10 protein-coding genes and 1 tRNA gene are annotated in these 16850 nt (G+C 74.2%); 6 read left to right on the top strand and 5 right to left on the bottom strand.

The genetic code is table 11. From position 1 onward, the window contains the following. Window positions 1-542 precede the first annotated feature (542 nt). Complete coding sequence (locus ACFYVJ_RS14030; protein ID WP_388890389.1) at window positions 543-2465, bottom strand: dynamin family protein; 1923 nt, start codon at window positions 2463-2465, stop codon at window positions 543-545. Window positions 2466-2758: 293 nt separating this feature from the next. Between ACFYVJ_RS14030 and ACFYVJ_RS14025 the strand changes: the two genes are divergently transcribed. Further along, window positions 2759-2831 (top strand) — tRNA-Arg (locus ACFYVJ_RS14025). A gap of 170 nt (window positions 2832-3001) precedes the next feature. Here ACFYVJ_RS14025 and ACFYVJ_RS14020 read toward each other — a convergent pair. Next, on the bottom strand, window positions 3002-4837 hold the full coding sequence (locus ACFYVJ_RS14020) for an APC family permease (protein WP_388890448.1): 1836 nt from the start codon (window positions 4835-4837) through the stop codon (window positions 3002-3004). Between the two features lie 518 nt (window positions 4838-5355). On the opposite strand from ACFYVJ_RS14020, the gene ACFYVJ_RS14015 reads away from it, so the two are divergent. After that, window positions 5356-6630, top strand: a complete 1275-nt coding sequence (locus ACFYVJ_RS14015; protein ID WP_388890386.1) for a magnesium transporter MgtE N-terminal domain-containing protein — start codon at window positions 5356-5358, stop codon at window positions 6628-6630. Then, window positions 6627-8276 carry an NRAMP family divalent metal transporter gene (locus ACFYVJ_RS14010; protein WP_388890384.1) on the top strand — a complete coding sequence of 550 codons (1650 nt, stop codon included), beginning with the start codon at window positions 6627-6629 and terminating at the stop codon, window positions 8274-8276. Before ACFYVJ_RS14015 ends, ACFYVJ_RS14010 begins: the two co-directional genes overlap by 4 nt. Window positions 8277-8315: 39 nt before the next feature. On the opposite strand, the gene ACFYVJ_RS14005 is transcribed toward ACFYVJ_RS14010, so the two are convergent. Together ACFYVJ_RS14005 and ACFYVJ_RS14000 are read right to left on the bottom strand one after the other, a co-directional pair. Further along, the gene (locus ACFYVJ_RS14005) at window positions 8316-9326 is read right to left on the bottom strand and encodes a YbhN family protein (protein ID WP_388890381.1); all 1011 of its coding nucleotides are present in this window, start codon (window positions 9324-9326) and stop codon (window positions 8316-8318) included. A gap of 137 nt (window positions 9327-9463) precedes the next feature. After that, window positions 9464-9910 (bottom strand): hypothetical protein, encoded by a 447-nt coding sequence (locus ACFYVJ_RS14000; RefSeq protein WP_388890378.1) that lies wholly within the window; start codon window positions 9908-9910, stop codon window positions 9464-9466. 203 nt (window positions 9911-10113) lie between these two features. On the opposite strand from ACFYVJ_RS14000, the gene ACFYVJ_RS13995 reads away from it, so the two are divergent. The 3 genes from ACFYVJ_RS13995 to ACFYVJ_RS13985 all read left to right on the top strand — a co-directional run bounded on the left by ACFYVJ_RS13995 (window position 10114) and on the right by ACFYVJ_RS13985 (window position 14299). Further along, window positions 10114-12069: an FAD/NAD(P)-binding protein gene (locus ACFYVJ_RS13995; RefSeq protein ID WP_388890445.1), complete on the top strand. Its 1956-nt coding sequence runs from the start codon at window positions 10114-10116 to the stop codon at window positions 12067-12069. Continuing rightward, a complete protein-coding gene (gene pcaB, locus ACFYVJ_RS13990) occupies window positions 12066-13457 on the top strand; it encodes a 3-carboxy-cis,cis-muconate cycloisomerase (protein ID WP_388890376.1) in 1392 nt (463 codons plus the stop codon). The genes ACFYVJ_RS13995 and pcaB overlap by 4 nt, the downstream gene beginning before the upstream one ends. Window positions 13458-13699: 242 nt before the next feature. Beyond that, the gene (locus ACFYVJ_RS13985) at window positions 13700-14299 is read left to right on the top strand and encodes a hypothetical protein (protein ID WP_388890373.1); all 600 of its coding nucleotides are present in this window, start codon (window positions 13700-13702) and stop codon (window positions 14297-14299) included. A 142-nt stretch (window positions 14300-14441) separates the two neighbouring features. Here ACFYVJ_RS13985 and ACFYVJ_RS13980 read toward each other — a convergent pair whose 3' ends face one another. Next, complete coding sequence (locus ACFYVJ_RS13980; RefSeq protein WP_388890371.1) at window positions 14442-16823, bottom strand: ATP-binding cassette domain-containing protein; 2382 nt, start codon at window positions 16821-16823, stop codon at window positions 14442-14444. Window positions 16824-16850: the final 27 nt, after the last annotated feature.

Below are 16850 nucleotides of genomic sequence, written 5' to 3'. Positions count from 1 at the left end.
CGGCACCGGCACGGAGTCGCCCACCGCGCCGCCCTCCGCCCGTACCGCCTCCCGGCGCTCCCGCCGCACGCCCCACCGCGCCGCGCGCCGCGCGATCAGCCCGTCGTCCCACATCCCCCCGGCCGCGGGCACCGCCCCCGCGCCGACCCCGTCCGGCGCGTCGCCGGAACTCCGCACACCCTCCGCGTCACCCCGCAAGTCGCCCACCCGGCCACCCACATCCCCCGCCCCGCCCGCATCCCCACCGGAGCCATCCGCCCCCGCGACCCCACGAAACTCAGCCACCTCATTCGCCTCATCCACCCCACCGACCCCCGTCACCGGCTCCGTGACCTCCCCAATTGGAACCGGAACCTCCGCCGATTCGCCCCGTCCCGGCGTCTCACCCGCGCCCATGTCGCCCACCTCGCCGGCCCTCTCGCGCATGTCGCCCGCCCTCTCGCGCATCTCGCCGCCCACCTCGCCCGCCCTCTCGCCCACCTCGCCGGCCGCCTCACCCGGCACCCCGCGCACCTCGCCCGTCACCTCGCGCACCTCTCCCGTCACTTCTCCCGCTGCAGCACCGACATGGCCGCGATCAACTGCGCCTGCTGACCCGACTGCGCCTCCAGGGTGTCGATCGCCGCCAGCCGGCGGTCGCGCTCGCCGTCGAGGACCCGCTCGAAGTACGTGCCGAGCAGCCCGCCACCCCGGCTCCGCAGCCGCAGCCCGTCCTTCGCACCCAGCAGCGCCGCCAGTTCGTCCGCCGCCCCGTGCCCGTTCGCACCGCCGAGCAGCGCCACCGCCAGCAGCGCCGCGACCTCCTCCGGGTCCGCGTCGCCGGGCCGCTCCGCCGCCCGCAGCGCCTCGTCGGCCAGCTCCTCCAGGCACCGCTGCCAGCGCCGTACGAGCACGCCCACCCGCTCCTGCGCCCCCGCGCCCGCCTCGCGGAACGGCACCGCCGCCGCGCCCGGCTCCCGGCGCAGTTCGGCCGTGAACCGTTCGTCCGCGGCGGCCACGGCGCAGTACAGGACGGCGGCGACGCTGCCGGTCAGGGCATCGAGGAGGGCGCCGGAGGCCCCGGTGAGGGCGCGGTTGCGGTAGTGCGCCAGGGCGTCGCCGGCGAACGCGGCGCCGCCGACGAGGTCGGCGTGCGCCTGCTCCGCGGCCTCCTCGTACGACCGCTCCACGCGGTGCGCCATCCGCGACGACGCCGCGTGCTGCGCGGCGCACGCCCCGGCCAGTGAGGTGACCCGCGAACGCAGCGACGCCAGCACGCCGTTCGCGGTCCGTACGGCCGCGTCCGCGCGGGCCGCGGGATCCTGGGCGCGGTGGGCGAGCCAGTCGCGCAGCTCCCGCACCGCCGTGGCGGGCAGCAGCCCGCTGCCGCCGCCCGCGGACTCGGGGAGTTCGGGGACGGTGAAGCGCGGCACGTCGCCGAGTCCGGCCTTGCGCAGCAGCGTCGCGTACTGCAGGGAGATCTCGCCGGCGACCTGGTGCGGCACCCGGTCGAGCACGGTGACCAGGCTGACGTCGTACTCCTTGGCCGTACGCAGCAGGTGCCAGGGCACCGCGTCCGCGTACCGCGACGCGGTCGTCACCAGCACCCACACGTCCGCGGCGCACACCAACTCGGCGGCCAGCTCGCGCGCGTGCCCGGCGAGGGAGTCGATGTCGGGGGCGTCCAGGAGGGCGAGCCCGCTGGGAACGTTCTCGTCGACCTCGATCCGCAGCAGCGTCCCGTCGGGCCCGCCCCCGCCCTCGCCGAAGGTCGCCGCCCGGCGGACGAGACCACGCCGCGTCACACCGTCCAGCGGCACACCGTCCCGGGCCACACCGTCCCGCGTCAGACCGTCCCGCCCCGGGCCCTGCCGCGGGGGATACGGGTCACGCACGTCGTACGCGCCGGAGGCACCCCTGTTCGCCCCGTACACCTCACGCGAACTCCCCCCGTACGCCGCACGGGAACCACCACCCCCGAACGACTGACGCGCCCCGCCGCCGTCCCCGGCACCCGCTCCGTCCCCGTACGGCTCCTCGACCTCCTGGGCCTCGTACGCCCCGTACGACTCGTAGGCTTCGACGCGCCCGTGCGCCGCGTCCTGCCGCGGCATCCACACCCGCGTCAGATGCGGCAGCACCCGCTGGCCGGCGAACCACGACTGGTCGTCGGGGTGGCAGACGAGGACGGGCATCCGCGTCGTGGGCCGCAACACGCCGGACTCGCTGACGCATCTGCCGACGAGCGAGTTGACGAGCGTCGACTTCCCCGCCCCCGTCGATCCGCCCACCACCGCGAGCAGCGGCGCGTCCGGCCGGTGCAGCCTGGGCACCAGGTAGTCGTCGAGCTGGGCCAGTAGTTCCGCTCTGCTCCGCCGCGCCCCGTCCGCCCCCGGAAGGGGGAGCGGAAAGCGCGCCGCGGCGACGCACTCGCGGAGCGTGGAGAGTGCGTTCAGCAGGTCAGGCCGTACGTCCGAGGTCGCCACATGCGAAGAATGCCCGCTTCCATCCGAATTTGAAAGCGTTTAGCCCCGCAGCGCGCCTTCTTCAACCCGGAAGCTTCCGCCACGCGGGCATAACGACTGCACAACACCACCGGCACCACGCGGAAAAAAGCGGTGCGCGAATCGCACTCGCCTGCGATTATCGGGACGCTTCACTGAACCTCCACAAGGTGGTGCCGGAGTGAAGCTACCGGGTGTGGCTCAACGGAGCCCTATCCTTACCTCTGGCAAGGTCACGGATCCGCCGAGCCCGGCCACCGTTCCACGCCACACCGGCCCCCGTAGCTCAGCGGATAGAGCAGGCGCCTTCTAAGCGCTTGGTCGCAGGTTCGAGTCCTGCCGGGGGCGCAGGGCTGCCCTCCTCCCCCAGGGAGGGCCCAACCTGCGGACCCCGCCGCCGGCCATCGCGCTCCCTGCGCCTCACCTCCCCCGTTTCGCCGCCCCCATTCCCGAAAACCAGGCGGCATCCGGCCGTGCCCGCCTCCGGGCGGCATCCGGCCGGTCGCGCCCGCCGGCCCTCAGCACGGCAGGTGGAACGGGACCGTCGTGATGACGATCTTCGGCAGATGGCGCAGGCCCCGCCGCAGCCTGCCCGCCGTGCGGCTGTGCAGGATCTGGTGCCGCCGGTGCCGGGTGACGACCTCCGGCAGGATCACCGTCAGGGTCAGGTCCGGATTGAGCCGGTGGAGGGTTTCGATGTAGTGCACCAGAGGGGCGACCAGGGCGCGGTACGGCGACAGGACGGTCTGCAGCGGGAGGTGGTTGCCCCACAGGCTCCAGTACGCGCGAAAGCGCCGCTCCTCCTCCTCGGAGATGCTGATGTGGACGGCCAGCGCGGGCTGCCCGAGGGAGGCGGCGTACGCGAGCGTGCGCATGCCGGCGAGGTCCAGGGTGGCGATGGGGACCACCGACAGGTGGTGGATCTCCTCGGGGATCTCCTCGGTCTCCCGGTCGGCCGGCAGCCCGTCCGCGGTGCGGTCGGCGGGGGCCAGCGGTCCGGCGGTGGTACGGGCGGGGAGGTCGACGGCGTGCGGCCGCAGCCGCAGCGTCTCGCGCGCGGTGGTGTAGTGCCGCTTGATGCGGGTGGTCACCAGCAGGAAGAGGGCGATGGCGATGAGCGCGGCCCAGGCGCCCGAGGTGAACTTGCTGACCCCGGCGGTCAGCAGGACCAGCCCTGAGAGCGCGGCGCCGGTGGCGTTGAAGACGAGGCTCTTGCGCCAGTGGGCGTCGCGCCGCCGCCACCAGTGCACGACCATGCCGGACTGGGAGAGCGTGAAGGCGAGGAACACGCCGACGGCGTAGAGCGGGATGAGGGCGTTGGTCTTGCCGCCGAAGGCGAGGTACACCAGGGCCGCGGCCAGGGACAGCAGCACGATGCCGCTGCTGTAGGCCAGCCGGTCGCCGAGCCGCAGGAACATCTTGGGTGCGTACTCGTCCCTGGCCAGCAGCGACAGGACGCGCGGGAAGTCGTTGAAGGCGGTGTTGGCGGCCAGCAGGAGTACGGCGGCGGTGGCCGCCTGGACGTAGACGTAGAACCACCCGCCCCCGAAGGAGAGATGGGCGAGCTGGGAGAGCATGGTCTCCTTGGCGGTGGGCACCACACCGGTGAGGTGGATCAGCGCGACGATGCCGACGAACATCGTGATCAGCAGGCCCACCATGCAGGTCAGGGTGGTACGGGCGTTGCGCCACTCCACCGGCCGGAAGGCGGGAACGGCGTTGGAGATGGCCTCGATTCCGGTCATGGCCGTCGCGCCCGAGGAGAAGGCCCTGGCGATCAGCAGGACGCCGACGGTCTCGGTGACGGGCACGTGCGGCGCGGGCGTCCGGTGGAAGCCGCCGCGCGCCGCGTCGTAGAGCCCGTACCCGATGAGGGCGAGCATGGCGATGATGAACGCGTAGGTGGGGGCGGCGAACAGGCTGCCGGCCTGCCGGATGCCCCGCAGGTTCCCGGCCAGGAGCACCGCGATCACCAGCACGCCCAGCGGCACCGTCAGCGGCCGCAGCCCCGGCAGCGCGGAGGTGACGGCGGCGATCCCGGACGCGATCGAGACCGCCACGGTGAGGATGTAGTCCGTCATCAGCCCGGCCGCGGCGACCAGCCCGGCGACGGGCCCCAGGTTGTCGCCCGCGACGATGTACGAGCCGCCGCCGTGCGGGTAGGCGCGGATCGTCTGGCGGTACGACACGCCGACCGCCAGCATCAGGAAGACGACCACCGCGGCGATGGGCAGCGAGTACGCGAGGCCCGCCGCGCCCGCCAGCACCAGCACGGTGAGCATGGCCTCCGGCCCGTACGCCACCGAGGACAGCGCGTCCGCCGACAGCACCGGCAGCGCCACCAGCTTCCGCATCCGCTCCTTGACGAACGCCGAACTCGCCAGCGGCGCCCCGAGCAGCAACCGGCGCACGCGCGAGCCCGCCTCCGCGGGCCCGCCGCCCTCCGGCGCCCGGGCGTCCGCGGCCCGCCCCCGCAGCGGGGAGAGCGGCACCACCCGCCCGAACCATGCCGTACTCGCCTCCGCCTTCGCCGGGAACGAGCCGACGTCCGGGTCCACCGGCAGCGCCCGCCGCCACACCTCGGGGGCCGCCGACACCCGCCCCCACGACCTGCCCACCCGCCGCAGCGCCCGGACCTGCTCCTCGCTCAGACTCGGCAGGACCGCGGAGGGACCCGGAGGACCCGCCGTGCTGCCGCCCACGTGCCCCGTCGTTCCCGTCACCCGGCAAGCGTGGGGCACCGATCCCGGGCGGCAGGTCAGCGACACCGCCGCTTCACCCGGCGTCCCCCCGGGTCCGCGGCGTCCGGAGCACGGGGCCGGGGTCGTGTCCGCGCCCGTCAGACCTGGGTTGAATGTCTATTTTGTTCCCCATGGAGGGTTCCCTTGGGCTGGCGGAGGTCGTGGGCAGGCCGTTGTTCGGCCGGCACGGGGAGGTCGTGGGGCGTCTGTCGGACGTCATCGTGCGGCTGCGCGGACCGGAGTACCCGCTGGTGACGGGGGTGGTCGGGGAGCTGGGGCGGCGCGAGGTGTTCGTGCCCGCCGACCAGGTGGAGCGCTGGGGCGCGGAGGGGGTGACGCTCACGAGCGGGCGGCTGGACGTGCGCGCGTTCGAGCGGCGCGGGGGCGAGGTGCTGCTCCGTACCGACGTGCTGGGGCACCGCCTGATCGACGTGCGGGAGGCCGAGTTCGTCCGGGTCTACGACGTGCTGCTGGAACCGGTGGCCGCGGGCTGGGCGGTGACCCGGGTCGGCACCCGGCGGCGCAGGACCCGCTGGCTGCGGCGCGGCGGGCGGGGCGGTTCCGGCTGGCGGGACTGGAAGTCGTTCGAGCCGCTGATCGGGCACGCCGCCACGGTGCCGGGACGGCGGGTGCACGGCCGGCTGGGGCGGCTGAAGCCGGCCGTGCTGGCGGATCTGCTGGAGGAGGCGGACCGGGGCGAGTCGCGGGACCTCCTGCGGGCGGTCGGCGCGGATCCGGAGCTGGAGGCCGACGTGTTCGGGGAGCTGGAGCCGGACGTGCAGGCCCGGCTGCTGCTCAAGCGGTCGGACGCCGAGATCGCGGCGGTACTGGAGCGGATGGCCGCGGACGACGCGGCAGACGCCGTGGGCGAGCTGCCGCAGGAGCGGCGGCAGCCCGTCCTGGACGCCCTGGGCGCCAGGCAGCGGCTGCGGGTGCTGACGCTGCTGGGGTTCCACCCGGCGAGCGCGGGCGGGCTGATGTCCCTGGACGTGCTGACGTTTCCCGGCTCGGGTACGGCCGAGGAGGCGTTCGCGGCCGTACGGGACGCCGGCGCGCTCCAGCCGGAGTCGCTGGCGAGCGTCTTCGTGACGGCGGAGGACCACCGTCTCGCGGGGGTCGTGCCGCTGGTGGAGCTCGTCCAGGCCGATCCCGCGCGCCGTTTGGGAGACCTGGCGGACGCGGATCCGGTACGGGTCGGTCCCGACACCGACGTCGAGGACGTGGCGCTGCTGATGACGGACCACAACCTGCTGGTCGTGCCGGTGGTCGACGACGGGGACCGGATCCTGGGGCTGATCACCGTCGACGACGTGCTGGAGGTGATCGTGCCGCGGGACTGGCGGCAACGGGCCGGGGCCACCCGCCCGCCGTACCGCCCGCCGGCCCCACCGCCCGGCTCCGCATGAGCGGGGGCGCGCCGGGCGGGACGGGCGGGAGGGACAGCAGGGACGGGGCGGGCGGGGCGGGCGGGGCGGGCGGGGCGGAGGAGATCCGCGGGGCGCTCGGCCGGGTGCGCGCCGACGCGGGAGAAGGCGGCGGCCGCGGGCTGCGCACCCGGGTGGTGACGATGCTGGCGATCACCGGCCCCGGGCTGATCGTCATGGTCGGGGACAACGACGCCGGCGGCGTGGCCACGTACGCGCAGGCGGGCCAGGACTTCGGCTACTCGCTGCTGTGGGTGCTGCTTCTGCTGATCCCGGTCCTCGTGGTGAACCAGGAGATGGTGGTCAGGCTCGGCGCGGTCACCGGGGTCGGCCACGCCCGGCTGATCATGGAGCGGTTCGGGCGCTTCTGGGGCTGGTTCAGCGTCGGCGACCTGTTCGTCCTCAACTTCCTCACCATCGTCACGGAGTTCATCGGCGTCTCCCTGGCCGCCACCCACCTCGGCGTCTCCCGCTACGTCGCCGTGCCGCTGGCGGCGCTGCTGCTGATCGCGGTCACGGCCGGCGGCGCTTTCCACCGCTGGGAGCGGTCGATGTTCGTCTTCATCGCGGTGAGCCTGCTGATCGTGCCGCTCACGCTGCTGAGCCAGCCGCACTGGGGGCGGGCCGCCAGGGACTTCGTCACCCCCGGCGTCCAGGGCGGCGTCTCCGGCGACGCCGTGCTGCTGGTCATCGCCATCGTCGGCACCACCGTCGCGCCCTGGCAACTGTTCTTCCAGCAGTCCAACGTCATCGACAAGCGCATCACCCCGCGCTTCATCGGCTACGAGCGCGCCGACACCGTCCTCGGCTCCCTCGCCGTCGTCGCGGGCGCCGCGGCGCTGATGATGGTCGCCGACTTCGCCGTCCGCGGCACCTCCGCCCAGGGCCACTTCACCGACGCGGCCGGCATCGCCGGCGCCCTCGGCGCGCACCACACCGCCCTCGGCGTGATGTTCGCCGTCATCCTGCTGGACGCCAGCATCATCGGCGCCGCCGTCGTCACCCTCGCCAGCAGCTACGCCTTCGGCGACGTCTTCCGCGTACGGCACTCGCTGCGCCGGGGGTTCCGCGAGGCACGGCCCTTCTACCTCTCGTACGGCACGCTCGTGCTCGCCGCCGCGGGCATCGTGCTCATCCCCGGCGCGCCCCTCGGGGTCATCACCGAGGCGGTGCAGGCCCTGGCCGGGCTGCTGCTGCCGTCGGCGACCGTCTTCCTGCTGCTGCTCTGCAACGACCCGGCGGTCCTCGGCCCGTGGGTCAACCGGCGGTGGCTGAACGCCGTCGCGGGCCTGATCGTCACCGCGCTGCTCCTGCTCTCCGGCACGCTGATGATCTCGACGGTCCTCCCGCACCTCGACGCGGGCCGGCTTCTGCTGTGGCTCGGGGCGGCGTTCGCCGCGGCGCTGGCCTCCGCGGCCGCGGTCGCCTTCCGCCTCCGTACGCGCCGGCCGGGCCGGCCCGCCGCCTCGGCCGCGGAGAAGGCGGCCTGGCGCATGCCGCCGCTGGCCCTCCTCGCGCCCGTGCGGTGGTCGGCGGGGCGCAGGACCGCCATGGTCCTGCTGCGCTGCTACCTGCTGCTCGGCGCGCTGCTCCTGCTGGTCAAGGCCGTCCGCCTGGGCGGCGGATGACTCCCGGCGGCACGGCCGGGCCGGACCACCCGCGCCCGCTCATCGCTTGCGCCCCAGCGCGGTGGCTAGCCAGCACCCCCAGCCGATCGGTTCGAGCAGCCAGTAACTGAAGATCCGGTAGAGCAGGGTGGCGGCGAACGCCTGGCCGGGCTGCAGGCCGTAGACGACGAGCAGGCCCGTCAGGCTGGCCTCGGCGATGCCGAGGCCGCCCGGGGTGATGCGGGCGCTGACCGGGATCTGCACCAGTGCGAAGGCGAGCAGCAGGCCGCTCCAGGGCACCGGGAGGCCCAGCGCCCACAGGCTGGCCAGCAGACAGGCCGCGTCGAGCAGCCAGTTGAGCAGGGCCAGCGCGGCCGGCGTCAGCCAGGGCCGCAGCCCGGGCCTGACCGTGCGGGCGTGCTCGACCAGTTCCCGCGTCGCCCGGCCGGCCGAGCCGAGGTTCTCGTGCCGGGCCGCGATCCGTTCCCAGCGGCGGACGATCGCCTTCCGTACGGCCGGGAAGCGCAGCACGACCAGCCCGGCCACGGCCAGCAGCGCCAGGATGGCGAGCGTCCAGAGCAGGGTGGTGCCGGGACCCCGGGTCCCGGCCATGAGCACGCCCAGCACGATCACGACCACCAGGGCCAGCGCGGACAGCACTCCGGAGGCCGCCAGTACCCCGGCCGTCAGCGCCCGGTCGGCGCCCCGGCGCCGGAACTCGCGATAGAGCCAGGCCGCGCCGAAGGCCGCGCCGCCCGGCAGCGCACCGGCCATCGCGTTCGCCGCCAGCACCATCCGGCCCATCGCGGCCAGCGTCACCCGTACCCCGCCGACCGCCAGCAGCCACTGCTGCAGCCCGGCCAGGCACGCCAGGCACGCCGCCTGGCACAGGAGCGCGACCAGCGCCTTGGCGGGGCTGACGTGGGTGAGGAGTTCGAGGGCGCGGCGCAGTTCGCCGCGCTTCGAGACCGCCAGCAGCAGCGCGACCGTGATCAGCCCGGCCGCCAGCACCCACCAGAGCCGGCCGATGCGCGTCCACCGGGTACGCGAGCCGGTACTGCCCGGGGTCACGACCGGCACACCGGGGCGGTGATCACGTAGCGCACCCGGCCGACGCTACCGCGTGACGGCCGCGGGGTCGGGGCTGACATGGCGGGGCGGCGCCACCGGCCGGTGCGGGGAGGGCGCGGGTCCCGGGTGGCGCGCGGTCAGCTCCGGGCCGCGGTACGCGGCCCGCGCCGGCGTCCGTCCGACCGGATCTCACCGCGCAGATGCCGGTTGAACGCGCGCAGCGCCGCCGTCACGTCCGCCTGGGCCGACACGTTGCGGGTGCCCTCGTTCCGCCACACCAGACCCGAGAAGCGGTCCGCCGCGGCGCGCGTCTCGGGACTGCACAGCAGGTGGATGTGCGACCTGCCGGTCTGCAGCCGGTCCTGCCACGCCACCCGGTCCGCCGTGCTCAGCCGGCGCTGGTCGCTGCCGTCGAGCTGCGCCTCGTACAGGTGCAGCCCGGCGGTGATCATGTCGGCCGCGCTCTTCAGCTTCTGCTCCCGCAGCCACCGCCGGTCCTCGCTGCGCCCGGTGGACCAGGTGCCGAGCAGCACACCCCCCAGTCCGATGAGCGCGCCCACCACGCCCGGAAGGACGTTCTCCATCCGCACCACCTCCCGGACCGACCGCCGCCCCGGCCTTCCTACCGCATCGAGGCGCCCGCCGGGGCGGAAATCCGCACGTCAGCGCCCCGCCGCCGGAGCCTACCGCGGTCACCTCACAGGAACTTGTCATCGCTGTGAGGTCGGGCATTGTGGAATTCTCCCGCCCAAGGGTCCTGTACATCGCTTCCGAGGAGTAGGTGTCCATGTCCAACGGGCAGTTGAACGTCTGCGTCGTCGGCGCCGGGCCGCGCGGCCTGTCGGTCCTGGAGCGGATCTGCGCCAACGAGCGCAAGTCCCCGGCCCACGGAGAACTGCGCATCCACGTCGTCGACCCGCACCCGCCGGGCGCGGGCCGGGTATGGCGCACCGACCAGCCGGATCTGCTGCTCATGAACACCGTCGCCTCCCAGGTCACCGTCTACACCGACGACAGTGTGGAGATGGAGGGGCCGATCGAGGCGGGGCCCAGCCTGTACGAGTGGGCGCGGTCCGTCGTACGCGGCGACGGGGCGGGTCCCGGGCTGCCGGGCGGGGCGCTGGCCGAGGCGCGGCAGTTGGGCCCCGACGACTATCCGACGCGGGCCTTCTACGGGCACTACCTGGGCGACACCTTCCGCCGGGTGGTGGCCGGTTGCCCGGAACACGTCACCGTGCAGGTCCACCGTTCCACGGCGGTCGCGCTGGACGAGGAGGAGGACGGGGCCGGCCAGTGCCTCGCCCTCGCGGACGGCACCCGGTTACGCCACCTCGACGCCGTCGTCCTCGCCCAGGGGCACCTGCCGGCGCGCGCCACCGAGCGCGAGAAGGAACTCGCGCGGGAGGCCGCCGCGTGCGGGCTCGTGCTCGTCACGCCCGTGAACCCCGCCGACGCCGACCTGTCCGGGGTCCGGCCGGGGGAGAACGTGGTGCTGCGCGGGCTCGGGCTGAACTTCTTCGACCATCTCGCCCTGCTCACCACCGGCCGCGGCGGCCGGTTCGAGCGCAGCGGCGACCGGCTGGTGTACCGGCCGTCGGGCCGCGAGCCGCGGCTCTTCGCCGGCTCCCGGCGCGGTGTTCCGTACCACGCCCGCGGCCACAACGAGAAGGGCGCGCACGGCCGTTACGAGCCGCGGCTGCTCACCCCCGAGGTCATCGCCCGGCTGCGCGAGCGCGGCGCCGCGGGCCGGCGGGTGTACTTCGCCGTCGACCTGTGGCCGCTGATCGCCAAGGAGGTCGCGAGCGTCTACTACGGCGCCCTCCTCGCGGCCCGGGGCCGGGGCGCGGAGCGGGAGGCGTTCGTCGCGCGGTACCTCGCCGCGCCGACCGCCGAGGTGGAGGCCGCGCTGCTCGACGAGCACCAGATCCCCGCCGCCGACCGCTGGGACTGGGACCGTATCGACCGCCCGTACGCGACACGCGAGTTCGCCGGCCGGGACGAGTTCCGCGACTGGCTGCTCGGGCACCTCGCCGACGACGTCCGCGAGGCCCGCGAGGGCAACGTCAGCGGGCCGCTCAAGGCGGCGCTCGACGTGCTGCGCGACCTGCGCAACGAGATCCGGCTCGTGGTCGACCACGGCGGCCTCGAGGGCATCTCGTACCGCGACGACCTGCAGAACTGGTACACGCCGCTGAACGCCTATCTGTCCATCGGCCCGCCCGCCTCCCGGATCGAGGAGACCATCGCGCTGGCCAACGCGGGCGTCCTGGAGTTCATGGGCCCGGAGCTGCGCGTACGCATCGACCGTACGGGCGGGGAACCGGCGTTCGTCGCCGAGTCGAGCCGGGTCAAGGGCCCGCCGGTACGGGCCGCCGCGCTCATCGAGGCGCGGCTGCCCGAGCCCGACATCCGGCGCACCGCCGACCCGTTGCTCACCCACCTCCTGGACACCGGCCAGTGCCGCCCGTACAGCATCTCCAGCGACTCCGGCGCCGACGTGGTGACCGGCGGACTGGCCGTCGGCGAGCGCCCGTACCGCCTGCTCGACGCCGCGGGACTGCTCCACCCCCGCCGCTTCGCCTACGGCGTACCGACCGAGGCCGTGCACTGGGTCACCGCCGCGGGTATACGCCCCGGGGTGAACTCCGTGACGCTCGGCGACTCCGACGCCATCGCCCGCGCCGTCCTCGCCCTCACCCCCGCGGACGGCCCGCGCCCGCACGCCACCGAGGAGCTTTCGTGACCACCGACCTCGACGCCGGCCTCCTGTCCCCCGTACGGGCCGGCACCCCCGTCGAAGCCGCCGTGTCGGACCGCGCGTGGCTGCAGGCGATGCTGGACGCCGAGGCGGCGCTGGCGCGCGCCCAGGCCCGTACCGGCACCATGCCCGCGACCGCCGCGGCCGCGATCACCGCCGCGGCCCGCGCCGAGCTGCTCGACCTGCGCGCGCTCGCCTGCGCCGCCCGCGAGACGGCCAACCCGGTGGTCGGGCTGGTCAAGGCGCTCGGCGATGTGGTGGCGGAACGCGACCCGGCGGCCGCCGAGTACGTGCACCGGGGCTCGACCAGCCAGGACGTCTTCGACACCGGCGCGATGCTGGTGTGCGACCGGGCGCTGCGCCTCGTCCACGCCGACCTGCTGCGCACCGCGGGCGCCCTGGCGGAGCTGGCGGCCGAGCACCGCGACACGCTGATGGCCGGGCGGACCCTGACGCTGCACGCGGTGCCGACGACCTTCGGGCTGAAGGCCGCCGGCTGGCGGGCGCTGGTGCTGGACGCGGCCGGGCGGCTGGAGCGGGTGCTGGCCGGCGGGCTGCCGGTGTCGCTCGGCGGGGCGGCGGGGACGCTGGCCGGGTACCTGGAGTACGCGGCGCTGGACGGCGCGGGCACGGAGGACTCCGGCGGGTACGTCGAGCGGCTGACCACCGCGTTCGCCGACGAGACCGGGCTCGCGCCCGCCACCCTGCCCTGGCACGTGCTGCGCACCCCGATCGCCGACGTCGCGGCCGTCACCGCCCTGGTCGCCGGGGCGCTCGGCAAGATCGCCGTCGACGTGCAGTCCCTCGGCAGGACCGAGGTCGCCGAGGTGGCCGAGCCCGCGGTGGCGGGACGCGGCGGCTCGTCCGCGATGCCGCACAAGCGGAACCCGGTCCTCGCCACCCTGATCCGCAGCGCCTCCCTCCAAGTCCCGGCGCTGGCCGCCGCGGTGACCCAGTGCATGGTCACCGAGGACGAGCGCTCCGCCGGCGCGTGGCACGCCGAGTGGCACCTGCTGCGCGAGTGCCTGCGGCTGGCGGGCGGCGCGGCGCACACGGCGGTCGAGCTGGCCGAGGGGCTTCAGGTCAGGCCGGAGCGCATGCGCGCCAACATGCGGCTGACGGAGAACCTGGTCACCTCCGAGCGCGTCGCGGCGGTGCTCGCGCCGCTGCTCGGCAAGGCGCGCGCGAAGCAGTTGCTCACCGACGCGGCCGCGGAGTCGGAGCGTACGGGGGCGGGCCTGCCGGGGATCCTCGCGGCCGTGCCCGCGATCGCCGAACACTTCGACGAACCGGCGCTGACGGCGCTCCTCGACCCCGCCTCGTACACCGGCGCGGCCGGCGCGCTCGTGGACCGGGCGCTCGCCGACAAGTAACTTGCCTTCGCGGCACGGGACTTGCTCCTGCGTACGCATGCGCATGCAGGTGCGTCCCGGGCCGCGGGCACCGCCATCACCGGTTCGTACGCGGCGAGTTCGACACCCCGCGTCATCGCCACTCCCGCCCCCCTTACCCCCTGCGGGCGACAACACTCCAGTCGGGGGCGGTTCGTGACGATACGAAGAGGGTGACCGTCATGGATGAATGCCTCCAATTCGTCTGTCCGCCGTGGTGCAACATGGCCGACTCACCGGAAGACCATTTCGGGGCTCTCGGTGACGACCTGACCCGGGTGCTGCACCTGGGCTGGAATGCCGGGGCGATGTTCCAGGGGCGGGGCGACCCGCGCCAGACAGTGGGGTTCGATGTGGATCTGTGCGCGTACTCGTTGACCGACGGCAGCCCCGGGCGGCCGTTCCTGCGGGTGTCGGACGAGACCGGCAGCGCCAACAACTTCGAGGTGCACGACGTGGCGGCCGCCGCGTTCATGCTCCAGCAGATGGCCGGCGCGGTGCGGAACCTGGCCGGCTTCCTGGAGATGCTCAGCGCGCGCCAGGAGGCCGAGGAGGCGCAGTGGCAGGCCGTCCGGCTGGACGGCGAGGTGCGCCAGGCCGAGCAGCAGCGGGCCAGGGCGGAGGCCGGGCTGCGCCAGGCACAGGAGTACATCGCCGTGCTGGAGCGGGAGATGGAGGCGGCGAGCGCGGCGCGGGACGCGGCGCACTGGCAGGTGGAGAAGGCCCGCGAGCGGGTGGCGGACGCCGAGCGCACCGCGCGGGAGAGCCGCCGGGTCGCGGAGGCCGCCGCGGCCCGCTCGGCCCGGCTGGAGGGCGCGCGCTAGCCGCGCGCGCCGGCCGGCGGGGTCAGCCCCGGGGGCGGCCGGCTGAAGCGGAGCAGGCTGCCCCGCCGTTGCGGACCTCCGGAGCGAGGACGCTGTACGGCGTCTCCCCGTACCGGCGCGGAAGCTGCCGTCCCGCCCCTTGCTACGCCCCCACGTACTCCGCGAGGTGCTCCCCGGTGAGCGTCGACCGGTCGGCGACCAAGTCGGCCGGCGTGCCCTCGAAGACGACCCGGCCGCCGTCGTGGCCGGCGCCGGGGCCGAGGTCGACGATCCAGTCGGCGTGCGCCATGACGGCCTGGTGGTGCTCGATGACGATGACCGACTTGCCGCCGTCGACCAGCCGGTCCAGCAGCCCGAGCAACTGCTCCACGTCCGCCAGGTGCAGCCCCGTCGTCGGCTCGTCCAGGACGTAGATCCCGCCCTTGTCGCCCATGTGGGTGGCCAGCTTGAGCCGCTGCCGCTCGCCGCCGGACAGGGTGGTCAGCGGCTGGCCGATGCTGACGTAGCCGAGGCCGACGTCGGTCAGCCGCCGGAGTATCCGGTGCGCCGCGGGCGTACGGGCCTCGCCCTGGGCGAAGAACTCCTCGGCCTCCGCGACGGGCATGGCCAGCACCTCGCTGATGTCGCGCCCGCCGAAGCGGTAGTCGAGGACGGACGCCTGGAACCTCTTGCCGTCGCACTCCTCGCAGGTGGTGGAGACGCCGGCCATGATGCCGAGGTCGGTGTAGATCACGCCGGCGCCCTTGCAGGCGGGGCAGGCGCCCTCGGAGTTGGCGCTGAAGAGCGCCGGCTTCACGCCGTTGGCGGTCGCGAACGCCTTGCGGATGGGGTCGAGCAGCCCGGTGTACGTCGCCGGGTTGCTGCGCCGGGAGCCGCGGATGGCGCCCTGGTCGACGGAGACCACGCCCGCGCCGGCGGGAAGCGAGGAGTGCACCAGCGAGCTCTTGCCGGAGCCGGCGACGCCGGTGACCACGCAGAGGACGCCCAGCGGGATGTCGACGTCGACGTTCTGGAGGTTGTGCGCGCTCGCGCCGCGGATCTCCAGCGCGCCGGTGGCCTTGCGCACGGTGTCCTTGAGCGCGGCGCGGTCGTCCAGGTGGCGGCCGGTGACCGTGCCGGCGGCGCGCAGCCCGTCCACCGTGCCCTCGAAGCAGACCGTGCCGCCGGCGGTGCCGGCGCCGGGGCCGAGGTCCACGACGTGGTCGGCGATCGAGATGACCTCCGACTTGTGCTCGACGACCATCACCGTGTTGCCCTTGTCGCGCAGCCGCAGCAGCAGGTCGTTCATCCGCCGGATGTCGTGCGGGTGCAGCCCCGTGGTGGGCTCGTCGAAGACGTAGGTGGTGTCGGTGAGCGAGGAGCCGAGGTGGCGGATCATCTTGGTGCGCTGCGCCTCGCCGCCGGACAGGGTGCCCGAGGGACGGTCGAGGGAGAGATAGCCGAGGCCGATCTCCACGAACGAGTCGAGGGCCGCCCGCAGCGTCTTCAGCAGCGGCGCCACGGAGGGCTCGTCCAGGGCGCGCGCCCACTCGGCCAGGTCGTTGATCTGCATGGCGCAGGCGTCGGCGATGCTGATGCCGGCGACCTTGGAGGAGCGGGCGGCCTCGCTGAGCCGGGTGCCGCCGCACGCGGGGCAGGCGGCGAAGGTGGCGATCCGGTCCACGAAGGCCCGGATGTGCGGCTGCATCGACTCGCGGTCCTTGGACAGGAAGGACTTCTGCACCCGCGGCACGAGACCCTCGTAGGTCACGTTCATGTCGCTGATCTTGAGCTTGGTCTGCTCGTGGTACAGGAAGTCGTGCAGCTCCTTGTCGGTGAACTTGCCGATCGGCTTGTCCCCGTCGAAGAAGCCGGAGTCCGCGTAGAGGCGCACCATCCAGCCGCCGGGCTTGTAGCCGGGGATGGTGATCGCGCCCTCGGCGAGCGACTTCGTCTCGTCGTACAGCTCGCTCAGGTCGATGTCGGAGATGCTGCCCATGCCCTCGCAGCGCGGGCACATGCCGCCGGTGCTGGTGAAGGCCACCTTGACCGTCTCACCCGCGCCGCGGTCGACGGTGACGGCGCCGGTGCCCTGGGCGGAGGCGACGTTGAACGAAAAGGCGTTGGGCGGGCCGACGTGCGGCTCGCCGAGGCGGCTGAAGAGGATGCGCAGCAGCGCGTTGGCGTCGGTGGCGGTGCCGACGGTGGAGCGGACGTTGGCGCCCATGCGCTCCTGGTCGACGATGATCGCGGTGGTCAGCCCTTCGAGGACGTCCACGTCCGGCCGGGCGAGGGTGGGCATGAAGCCCTGTACGAAAGTGCTGTACGTCTCGTTGATCATCCGCTGCGACTCGGCGGCGATCGTGTCGAAGACGAGCGAGCTCTTGCCCGACCCCGAGACGCCGGTGAAGACCGTCAGCCGCCGCTTGGGGATCTCCACGTCGACGTTCCGCAGATTGTTCTCGCGTGCTCCGTGCACACGGATCAGGTCGTGGCTGTCGGCGGCGTGCTGCTCGGGCGCCGGCGTGTCCTTCCTGGTGGTCATGCTCGTCTCTCCGTGTGTCAGCGGTCG

It is taken from the genome of Streptomyces sp. NPDC004134, assembly GCF_042874195.1.
Lineage (GTDB): Bacteria > Actinomycetota > Actinomycetes > Streptomycetales > Streptomycetaceae > Streptomyces.
This window is presented reverse-complemented; position numbering and strand designations above follow the sequence as displayed.